We start from the raw sequence: 9,703 nt of genomic DNA on the forward strand, positions 1-9,703 counted from the left end.
GGCCCGGACGTCGCCGCGCGAGGCGGGGCGACGTGCGCTTCGCGCGACGCGCTTCGGCGGGCGGCGGGGCGACCCCCGCCCGCGCGGCCTCAGGCCGCCTTGCGCGCCACCGCCGGCAGGCGTTCGGCGATCTGCACCGCGTTCAGCGCCGCGCCCTTCAGCAGCTGGTCGCCGCAGAGGAAGAAGTCGAGGCCGCGATCGCCGAAGACCGGGTTGGCGCGGATGCGCCCGGCCTCGACATCGTCCTGGCCGGTGGCGTTGATCGGCATGGGGTAGAGCCCCTGCGCCGGGTCATCCACCACCTTCACGCCGGCGGCGCGACGCAGCACCTCGCGCGCGGCCTCGGGCGTCACGGGGCGTTCGGTCTCGATCGTCACGGCCTCCGCATGCACGCGCATGGTCGGGATGCGCACGGCGGTGCAGGAGATGGGCAGGTCGGCCACGCCCATGATCTTCCGGCTTTCCCAGACGACCTTCATCTCCTCCCGCGTGTAGCCATTGGGCTGGAAGGCATCGATCTGCGGGATGACGTTGAAGGCGAGGGGCCAGCGGAAGACGTCGTGTTCCGGCTTCACGCCCTCGACCAGCACGCGGCGGGTCTCGCGTTCCAGTTCGGCCATGCCCTCGGCGCCCGCGCCGGAAGCGGCCTGGTAGGTCGAGACGATCACGCGCTTCAGCCCAAAGGCCTGGCGCAGCGGTTCGAGGGCCACCACCAGGATGGCAGTGGTGCAGTTGGGGTTGGCGATCAGCCGCGCGCCGCCGATCGCGGCCGCGTTCACCTCGGGCACCACCAGCGGCACGTCGTCCTGCAGGCGGAAGGCGGAGGAATTGTCGATCACCGTGACGCCGGCAGCGACCATCGCCGGCGCATGGGCCTTGGCGAAGTCGCCCGATACGGCGAGCAGCGCGATGTCGAGGTCGCGCACCGCCTCGTCGCTGAAGGCTTCGATGGCGATCTCGCCAAAGGGGGTCTTGGTTTTCGTGCCGGCGCTGCGGGCGGAGGCGAACAGCCTCAGCGAGGTGACCGGGAAGGCCCGGCGCCCCAGAACGTCCACGAGCTCGCGGCCCACCGCCCCGGTGGCGCCGACAATACCGACACGCATGTCCCTACATGGTCCTTGCACGGTTGGAGGGCGGGTTGCATAGCGCAAAGGCCGCGGCGGACCAATGCTTTTGGCCGCGGGGCCGCCTCCCGGACCCGGCATGGCGCGGCGGGGGCGTGGCAAAGCCGCCCGCGCCACCTATAACCCCAACCCCGCCTGCTGGATGAATCCGCCGCCGTGACGAACACCCCGCCTGCCGATCTCTCCGCCGTGAAGGCCTGGCCCTTCGAGGAAGCGCGCAAGGTTGCCGCGCGGCTGGCGAAATCGGGCAAGGGCAGCGCGCTGTTCGAGACTGGCTACGGCCCCTCCGGCCTGCCGCATATCGGCACCTTCGGGGAGGTGGCGCGCACATCCTGGGTGCGCCGCGCCTTCACGCTGCTGACCGGCCTGCCCTCGCGCCTGATCGCCTTCAGCGACGACATGGACGGTCTGCGCAAGGTGCCGGACAACGTGCCGAACCGGGAGATGCTGGCGCAGCACCTCGGCCGGTCGGTGACCGCCATCCCGGACCCCTTCGGCACGCATGAGAGCTTCGGGCACCACAACAACGCGCGGCTGCGGGCGTTCCTCGATGCCTTCGGCTTCGACTACGAATTCGCGTCGAGCACCGAGTACTACAGGTCAGGGCGGTTCGACGCCGCGCTGCTGCGCATGGCCGAGCGCCACGATGCGGTGCGCGACGTGATCCTGCCCAGCCTCGGGCCCGATCGCCGCGCCACCTATTCGCCATTCCTGCCCATCCATCCGAAGACCGGCGTGGTGATGCAGGTGCCCATGGAGGAAGTCCGCCCGCAGGACGACCTGCTGGTCTGGACCGACCCTGCCACCGGCGAACGCTTCGGCACGCGCATCACCGGCGGTCACTGCAAGGCGCAGTGGAAGGCGGATTGGGCGCTGCGCTGGTATGCGCTCGGCGTCGACTACGAGATGTCGGGCAAGGACCTGATCGATTCCGTGCGGCTGTCCTCCGCGATCTGCCGCGTGCTCGGCGGTGAGCCGCCGGAGGCCTTCACCTACGAACACTTCCTCGACGAGCAGGGCCAGAAAATCAGCAAGTCGAAGGGCAATGGGCTCACCATCGACGAATGGCTGCGCTACGCGCCCTCCGAGAGCCTGTCGCAATATATGTACAACCAGCCGCAGCGCGCCAAGCGGCTGTTCTTCGACCAGATCCCGCGCGCCGTGGACGAATACCTCCAGCACCGCGCGCGGCTGCGAGTGGCTCCGGATGCGACCAACCCCGCCTGGCACATCCATGGCGGCGCGGCGCCGAACGACCCTGAGCCGCCGGTCTCCTTCACCATGCTGCTGAACCTCGCTTCGGTGGTGAATGCGGACGATCCCGAGATCCTGTGGGGCTTCCTCGCGCGCTACGCGCCGGGGGCCACGCCCGCGACGCAGCCCATGCTGGCCAAGCTGGTCGAGCACGCGGTGCACTACTACCGGGACTTCGTCGCACCTACAAAGCGCTTCCGCACGCCCTCGGAAGCGGAGCGCGAGGCGCTCGCGGCGCTCATGGCCGCGCTGCGCGACCGCGCGGTCGACCTCGAGGCCATGCCGGCCGAGGACCGTGCCAAGGCGATCCAGGACCTGGTCTATGATGCGGGCCGGCGCGAGCCCTTCCTGCAGCCCAACAAGGACGGGACCATGGGCGTCTCGCGCGCCTGGTTCAACGCGCTGTATCAGGTGCTGCTGGGGCAGGAGGAAGGCCCGCGCTTCGGCGGCTTCGTGGCGCTCTACGGCATCGCCGGCACCATCGGGCTCATCGAGACGGCGCTCGCGCGCACGGAGCAGCCCGCGGCGTGACCACCGGTCAGCGCGCCCTTGCGCTGGTGAAGCGCCACGGCCCGACCGCATTCGGGCTGGTCATCCTGCTGGGCGCGCTGTTCGTCGTGCAGCGGGAATTCCGCACCCTGTCCTGGCAGGACATCCGCGGCGCGCTGCACGCCACGCCGGGCACCGCGCTGTGGGCGGCCGCGGGCTTCACCTTGCTCGCCTACCTCGTGCTGACGGCCTATGACCGGCTCGGGTCTGTCTATGCCGGGCATCCGGTCTCCTATGCGCGGACCTCGCTCGCCTCCTTCGTGGCGTATTCGCTGGCCAACAACCTCGGCTTCGCGACGGTGTCGGGCGCGGCCATCCGCTACCGCTTCTATGCCGCCTGGGGGCTGCCGCCGGTGGCGATCGCCAAGGTGGTGGCCTTCACCTCCCTCACCTTCGGGCTCGGCGGCTTCGCGCTGGGCGGGCTCGTGCTCATCGTCGAGCCGGAGGTGCTGCCCTTCTTCGGCGACGGCGCGCCGCGATGGGTGATGCAGGCGGTGGGCGTGCTGCTGTGGTGCATCGTCGGCGCCTATATCCTGCTTGCGCGCTTCGTGCCGCATTTCCGGTTGTTCGGGCACCAGATCGACCTGCCTGGCTTCCGCATGGCGGTGGGGCAGACCGCGCTCGCGAGCGCCGACGTGGCGGTGACGGCGCTGATCTTCTGGGCGCTGCTGCCGCCTGCCGAGGGGCTCACCTTCCTGCACTTCCTGGGCATCTACGTGGCGGCCTACACGGCCGGGCTGGCGGCGAACGTGCCCGGCGGGATCGGCGTGTTCGACGGGGCGATGCTCTTTGCGCTCTCGGGTCACCTGCCCACGCCGGAGGTGGTGGGCGCGCTGCTCCTGTTCCGCCTGTTCTACTACATCGCGCCGCTATTCCTCGCCGGGCTGATGTTCGCGGCCTTCGAGGTGAGCCAGCGGCAGCACCTGCTCGATCGCTTCTCGCCCGAGCGCGGTGTCGCGATCTCCTTCGAGGTGCCGGCGATGGCCGCTCTCGCGGGGCTCGCGGGGCTGACGCTGGTGTTCATCGGCGCGCTGCCGCCAAAGCCTGGGCCGCTCGACGGCGCCTTCGCCTTCATGGACGAGGCGGCGAGCCATTTTGCCGCCTCCATCCTGGGCTCGCTGCTGCTGATGGCGGCCTACGGGCTGGTACGGCGGCTCGCCATCGCGTGGTGGGCGACGCTGTTCTTCCTGCTCAGCGGCGCGCTGGTCGCCTGGCTGCGCGGGGAGCCCTGGTGGCTGACCGGGGGCTTCCTGGTGCTCGTGCTGCTGCTGGCGACCGCGCGCCCGGCCTTCTACCGGCGCGCGCGGCTGATGAGCGAGGCGCTGACCGGCGAGACGGTGGCGGCGGTCGCGGCCCTCGGCCTGTGCGCGCTCACGCTGGCGACGGTTGCCTATGGCGGGCGATACGCCGAGATGTCCTGGTGGGGCGTCGTGCTGTCGGAGGATGCGCCGAACACGCTGCGCTTCGCGGTCGGCCTGGCCGGCGTGCTGCTGTTGGTGGCGGCGTTCCGGCTGCTGCGCCCCGCGCGCCCGCCTGCCCTGGCCTACGGGACGGACATCCGAGCGCGGTTGGCAGCCCTCGGCGCGCGCGCGCCCCAGCTGGCCGATGGCGCGGTGCTCGGCGAGGCCGGGCGGGCCGGATTCGCCTTCGTGCACCGCGAGGGCATCTGGCTGGCGATGGGCGACCCGGCCGGGGAGGAGCGCGACCGCGTTTCCGCGATCTGGCGCTTCCGCGACATCTGCGAGCAGGCCGGCGTCGACCCGGCTTTCTGGCATGTCGGTCCGGAACTGCTGCGGGTCTATGCGGATATCGGGCTGACCTCCTTTCCCCTGGAGGACGCGCCGGGCCGCTTCTTGGCCTGCCGGGCCGAGCACGACCTCGCGGCCCTGCTGCCGCTGCTGCCGGGGCTCGACGATGGCGGCTGACCTGCTTGCCAGACCGGCCCCGACAGGCCATTCCACCGGCCACGCGCCTGCAGATGAGGGACACCCATGCGCATCGCCATGATCGGGGCCGGCTATGTCGGCCTCGTCTCCGGCGCCTGCTTCGCCGAATTCGGCGTCGACGTGACCGTGATGGACGTGGACCCCGACAAGATCGCGGGGCTGCGGGCCGGGCGCATGCCGATCTACGAGCCCGGCCTCGACAAGCTGGTGGCGGAGAACGTGAAGAATGGCCGCCTGACCTTCACCGCCGACATGGATGCGGCGGTCAAGGGCGCGGATGCGGTGTTCCTCGCGGTGGGCACGCCGACGCGCCGCGGCGATGGCCATGCCGACCTGACCTATGTCTATGCCGCGGCCGAGCAGGTGGCGCGGGCCGCCGACGGGCCGCTGGTGATCGTGACGAAATCCACCGTGCCGGTGGGCACCGGGCGCGAGGTCCAGGCCATCGTGCGCCGCGTGCGTCCCGGGGCGCAGATCGCGGTCGCGTCCAATCCGGAATTCCTGCGCGAGGGCAGCGCGATCGGCGATTTCATGCGCCCAGACCGCGTGGTGATCGGAGCCGATGACGACCGCGCGCTGGCCGTGCTGAAGCAGCTCTATCGCCCGCTCTATCTCATCGAGACGCCGGTGCTCGCGGTCAGCATCGAGAGCGCGGAGCTGATCAAGTACGCCGCCAACGCCTTCCTCGCGACCAAGATCACCTTCATCAACGAGATTGCCGATCTCTGCGAGAGGGTCGGCGCCGATGTGCACGACGTGGCGCGCGGCATGGGCCTCGATGGCCGCATCGGGCGGAAGTTCCTGCACCCGGGGCCGGGCTATGGCGGGTCCTGCTTCCCCAAGGACACACTGGCGCTGGCGCGCACCGCGCAGGATGCCGGCGTGCCGATCCGCCTGGTCGAGGCGACCATCGCGGTGAACGAGGCGCGCAAGGCCCAGATGGCGGACCGCATCCTCGCGGCACTCGGGGCTTCGCCGGCCGGCAAGCGCGTGGGCGTATTGGGCGTGACCTTCAAGCCCGAGACCGACGACATGCGCGACGCGCCCTCGCTGGTGATCCTGCCCAGGCTGATCGCGGCTGGCGTGGAGGTGCGTGCCTTCGACCCGCAGCCCGGCCATGCGCGCCAGGCGCTGCCCGCTGCGGTCGGCTTCACCGCGACGGCGCTGGAGGCGGCCCACGGCGCCGATGCTGTGGTGGTGCTGACGGAGTGGAACGAGTTCCGCGCGCTCGCACCCGCCCGCCTGAAATCCGCCATGAAGGGCGACGTCATTCTGGACCTTCGCAATGTCTGGGACCCGGCGGCGATGCGCGCGGCGGGGTTCGCCTATTCCTCCATCGGCCGCCCGTGAGGGAGTGACCATGCCCGCCTTCAAGCACCGCTTCGATCCGACGGTCCTGCGCGAATACGACATCCGCGGGATCGTCGGGAAAACGCTCAAGCCGGAGGATGCCTTCGCGATCGGGCGCTGCTTCGGCTCGGTGGTGTCGCGGGCGGGCGGCAAGCGCGTGGCCGTCGGCTACGATGGCCGGCTGCACTCGCCGGAGATGGAGGCGCAGCTCGTCGCCGGCCTGCGCGCCTGCGGGCTCGAGGTGGTGCGCATCGGCCTGTGCGCGACGCCGATGCTGTACTTCGCCGCCTATGACCAGCAGGCGGATGGCGCGGCGATGGTGACCGGCAGCCACAACCCGCCGGACTACAACGGCTTCAAGATGATGATCGGCAAGAAGCCCTTCTATGGCGCGGCGATCCAGGAGATCGGCCGCATGGCGGCCGAGGGCGACGTGGTGCCGGAGACGGCCGGCACCGATCGCAGCGTCGATATCGCCGCGCGCTACGCCGACCGCGTGCTGCAGGACTGGGATGGCGGGGACCGCGCGCTGAAGGTGGTCTGGGACCCGGGCAATGGCTCGGCCGGGCCGATCGTGAAGGCGCTGGCCGCACGGCTGCCCGGCACGCATTACGTGATCAACGGCGACGTGGACGGGAATTTCCCGAACCACCATCCGGACCCGACCGTCGCCAAGAACCTCGAGCAGATCATCGCCGAGGTGGCGCGCGAGAAGGCCGATCTCGGCATCGCCTTTGACGGCGATGGCGACCGCATCGGCGTGGTCGACAACGAGGGCCACGTCCTGTTCGGCGACCAGCTGCTGATCGTCCTGGCGCGCGACGTGCTGAAGGCGAAGCCCGGGGCGACGATCATCGCCGACGTGAAGGCATCCCAGGTGCTGTTCGACGAGGTGGCCAAGGCCGGCGGCGCGCCGCTGATGTGGAAGACCGGGCATTCGCTCATCAAGGCCAAGATGGCCGAGACCGGCAGCCCGCTGGCGGGCGAGATGTCGGGCCACATCTTCTTCGCCGACAAGTGGTACGGCTTCGACGATGCGCCTTATTCCGCCGTGCGGTTGCTGGGCATCGTGGCTCGCATGAGCGGTTCGCTCGCCGAGGTGCGCGCGGCGCTGCCGCAGGTGATCAACACGCCCGAACTGCGCTTCAACTGCGAGGAAGCGCGCAAGTTCGTCGTGGTGAAGGAAGTGAAGGACCGCCTGGCCGCCGAGGGTGCCAAGGTGCAGGACGTGGACGGCGTGCGCGTGCTGACCGATGACGGCTGGTGGCTGCTGCGCGCATCCAACACCCAGGCGGTGCTGGTGGCGCGCTGCGAGGCATCCTCCGAGGCGGGGCTCGAGCGGCTGAAGGCGCAGCTGGTGAAGCAGCTGGTGGCGTCCGGGCTCGAGGCGCCGGACTTCTCGGCGGAGAATGCCGGGCACTGACGCAGGCATGCGCTTCGTGTCGGATTTCCAAGGGGCGAATGCGACGCTGCTTCACGCGCTGATGCGCGCCACGCGCCCGCCGGCGCCGCGCTACATGGCGCTGGTTCCCGGCCATGGCGGGGCGAATGTGCCCGAAACGCGCGTCGCGTGTTTCGTGCGTGGGCGGATCGGCAGCCAGCGTGATCCCGAGGACCTGATGCTGCCGGCCACCGCGCCAGCGCGCCTGGAGCCAGCGCCTCGGCCTGAGGTTGCGGATGGTGCCGGTTCGGCTCTCGACGAATGACCCGGCTCCGCTCGGCGGGCGCGGCACCTGGGCCTTGCTGCGGGCATGCGCATTCGTACTGCGCCGCGGCACGGTGCTTCTGCACCACGTGCCAGCGCGAGACGGCGAATGGGACCGCCAGAAGGCCGAGATCGCCACCCTGTGGCGACGGCAGAACCGACGCTAATGGCAGAAGCGCCTGACCGTCTGGCGACCTGATTGACCACTTCGCCCGCCTGACCCAGGCTCCCGGGTAACGAAAACCTGCCCGGAGAAACGTCCATGCCGATGTCCCGCCGCGTCATCCTCGCCGGAACCGCCGCCGCCCTGGCGCGCCCGGCCCTCGCGCAGGATTTCCCGACGCGCCCGATCCGCATCATCGTGCCGTTCCCGGCCGGCGGCACCACCGACCTGCTGGCGCGCCTGTTCGCCCAGCGCATGACCGAGACCATGGGCCAGTCGGTGGTGGTCGAGAACCGCGGCGGCGGCGGCGGGTCGATCGGCGCCGACGTGGTCGCGAAGGCCGCGCCCGATGGCTACACGCTGCTGTTCCACAACATCACCTTCCCGACCACCACGGCGACCATGGCGCTGGCCGGACGACCGCCGCACGACATCGAGCGCGACTTCGCCCCCCTCGCGCTCGGCGCCAACGTGCCGCTGATCATCCTCGCCAATCCGGGCGTGCCGGTCACCGACCTCAAGGGCTTCGTGGACTGGGCGCGGGCGCAGCCGAACCAGCCCTTCTACGGATCGACCGGCCCGGGGTCCTTCATGAACATGGTGGGCGAGGTGCTGAAGCGCGACGCGAACATCCGCATGGAGCACGTGCCCTTCCGCGGCGCGGCGCCGCTGGTGCAGGAACTCATCGCCGGGCGGGTGCAGTTCGGCGGCGACCAGATCTCGACCTGCCTGCAGCATGTGCGCGCCGGCGCGCTCAAGGGGCTGGCGAATGTTGCCTCGCGGCGCGCCGCGGTGCTGCCCGATGTGCCCACGGTGCGCGAACAGGGCTTCCCCTCGCTGGAACTCGAGGGTTGGAACGGCTTCTTCGCGCCGGCGCGCACGCCTGCGCCGATAATGGCACGGCTCAACCACGAGATCGCCGCCGCCGCGCGCCACCCCGACTTCGTGCGCCGCTGCGAGGAGGTGGGCGCCGAGCCGGTCGGCTCGGAAGCCGACAGCTTCGGGACGATGGTGCGCGCGCAATCGGCGAAGATCCGCGACCTGGTGGTGAGCGTGAACCTGCGCCCGGAGTGAGCCCTCGTCGGGTCGCCCGCGGCACGGCGGACCCGGCCGCGTCGTGATTCTGTTCGTCTACGGGACGCTGCTCGATCCCGATGTGCTGGCGCGCGTCTCGGGGGAGCCCGCGCTGGTGCGCCGGCTGCGCGGCGCGCGCCTCGATGGCTGGCGACGGGTCTTCCTGCGCGACACGCCCTATCCGACGCTGGTGCCACAGCGCGGGGCGATGGTGGAGGGCGCGGTGCTGCGCGTGGGGGATGCCGTGCTGGCGCGGCTCTCGGCCTATGAGGGCAGCGCCTATGTCCTGACGCCGATCGGCGTCAGGACGGCGCGCGGGGCGTTGCGCGCGCGCGCCTGGATCGCACCGCCCTGGCGTGCCGATGCCCAACGCGACTGGCCGTGATCACGGCACGGCGCGCGCCGCCTCGGTCCCGCTCAGCCAGGCGCCGGCGACGGTGGCCGCGAAGCGCGGGTGGCAGGCCTCGCCGGCGAAGCACAGGCGGCCATCGGCCAGCGGGGTGCCGAGCACGCGCCGCGCCGTCTGCGCGCCAGGCAC

Annotated in this window: 9 protein-coding genes; 7 read left to right on the forward strand and 2 right to left on the reverse strand. The window is 70.9% G+C overall.

The window, feature by feature from the left end:
- Positions 1-89: 89 nt before the first annotated feature.
- A complete protein-coding gene (locus tag HW578_RS17830) occupies positions 90-1,103 on the reverse strand; it encodes an aspartate-semialdehyde dehydrogenase (RefSeq protein WP_198371962.1) in 1,014 nt (337 codons plus the stop codon).
- Between the two features lie 177 nt (positions 1,104-1,280).
- Here HW578_RS17830 and HW578_RS17835 point away from each other — a divergent pair, with 177 nt between their 5' ends.
- The 7 genes from HW578_RS17835 to HW578_RS17865 all read left to right on the forward strand — a co-directional run bounded on the left by HW578_RS17835 (position 1,281) and on the right by HW578_RS17865 (position 9,550).
- Positions 1,281-2,909, forward strand: a complete 1,629-nt coding sequence (locus HW578_RS17835; RefSeq protein ID WP_198371963.1) for a lysine--tRNA ligase — start codon at positions 1,281-1,283, stop codon at positions 2,907-2,909.
- Positions 2,906-4,852: a lysylphosphatidylglycerol synthase domain-containing protein gene (locus HW578_RS17840; RefSeq protein WP_198371964.1), complete on the forward strand. Its 1,947-nt coding sequence runs from the start codon at positions 2,906-2,908 to the stop codon at positions 4,850-4,852. The genes HW578_RS17835 and HW578_RS17840 overlap by 4 nt, the downstream gene beginning before the upstream one ends.
- Before the next feature lie 66 nt (positions 4,853-4,918).
- The gene (locus HW578_RS17845; RefSeq protein WP_198371965.1) at positions 4,919-6,223 is read left to right on the forward strand and encodes a UDP-glucose dehydrogenase family protein; all 1,305 of its coding nucleotides are present in this window, start codon (positions 4,919-4,921) and stop codon (positions 6,221-6,223) included.
- A 10-nt stretch (positions 6,224-6,233) separates the two neighbouring features.
- The gene (pgmG, locus tag HW578_RS17850; protein WP_198371966.1) at positions 6,234-7,646 is read left to right on the forward strand and encodes a phosphoglucomutase/phosphomannomutase PgmG; all 1,413 of its coding nucleotides are present in this window, start codon (positions 6,234-6,236) and stop codon (positions 7,644-7,646) included.
- Positions 7,647-7,653: 7 nt separating this feature from the next.
- Positions 7,654-7,929, forward strand: a complete 276-nt coding sequence (locus HW578_RS17855) for a hypothetical protein (RefSeq protein ID WP_198371967.1) — start codon at positions 7,654-7,656, stop codon at positions 7,927-7,929.
- A 261-nt stretch (positions 7,930-8,190) separates the two neighbouring features.
- Complete coding sequence (locus HW578_RS17860; RefSeq protein ID WP_198371968.1) at positions 8,191-9,165, forward strand: Bug family tripartite tricarboxylate transporter substrate binding protein; 975 nt, start codon at positions 8,191-8,193, stop codon at positions 9,163-9,165.
- Between the two features lie 43 nt (positions 9,166-9,208).
- Entirely contained in the window at positions 9,209-9,550 is a 342-nt protein-coding gene (locus HW578_RS17865; protein ID WP_198371969.1) for a gamma-glutamylcyclotransferase family protein, read from the forward strand.
- On the opposite strand, the gene HW578_RS28460 is transcribed toward HW578_RS17865, so the two are convergent.
- Positions 9,551-9,703, reverse strand: coding sequence for an FAD-dependent oxidoreductase (locus HW578_RS28460; protein WP_369407918.1), 153 nt, complete (start codon positions 9,701-9,703; stop codon positions 9,551-9,553). It lies immediately after the preceding gene.

Source organism: Roseomonas rosulenta (assembly GCF_016106005.1).
GTDB classification, from domain to species: domain Bacteria; phylum Pseudomonadota; class Alphaproteobacteria; order Acetobacterales; family Acetobacteraceae; genus Neoroseomonas; species Neoroseomonas rosulenta.

Bases quoted from the DNA above. Each gene is read 5' to 3' on its own strand.
- pgmG (WP_198371966.1), top strand. From the start codon at position 6,234: ATGCCCGCCTTCAAGCACCGCTTCGATCCGACGGTCCTGCGCGAATAC.
- HW578_RS17855 (WP_198371967.1), top strand. From the start codon at position 7,654: ATGCGCTTCGTGTCGGATTTCCAAGGGGCGAATGCGACGCTGCTTCAC.
- HW578_RS17830 (WP_198371962.1), bottom strand. From the start codon at position 1,103: ATGCGTGTCGGTATTGTCGGCGCCACCGGGGCGGTGGGCCGCGAGCTC.
- HW578_RS17860 (WP_198371968.1), top strand. From the start codon at position 8,191: ATGCCGATGTCCCGCCGCGTCATCCTCGCCGGAACCGCCGCCGCCCTG.
- HW578_RS17845 (WP_198371965.1), top strand. From the start codon at position 4,919: ATGCGCATCGCCATGATCGGGGCCGGCTATGTCGGCCTCGTCTCCGGC.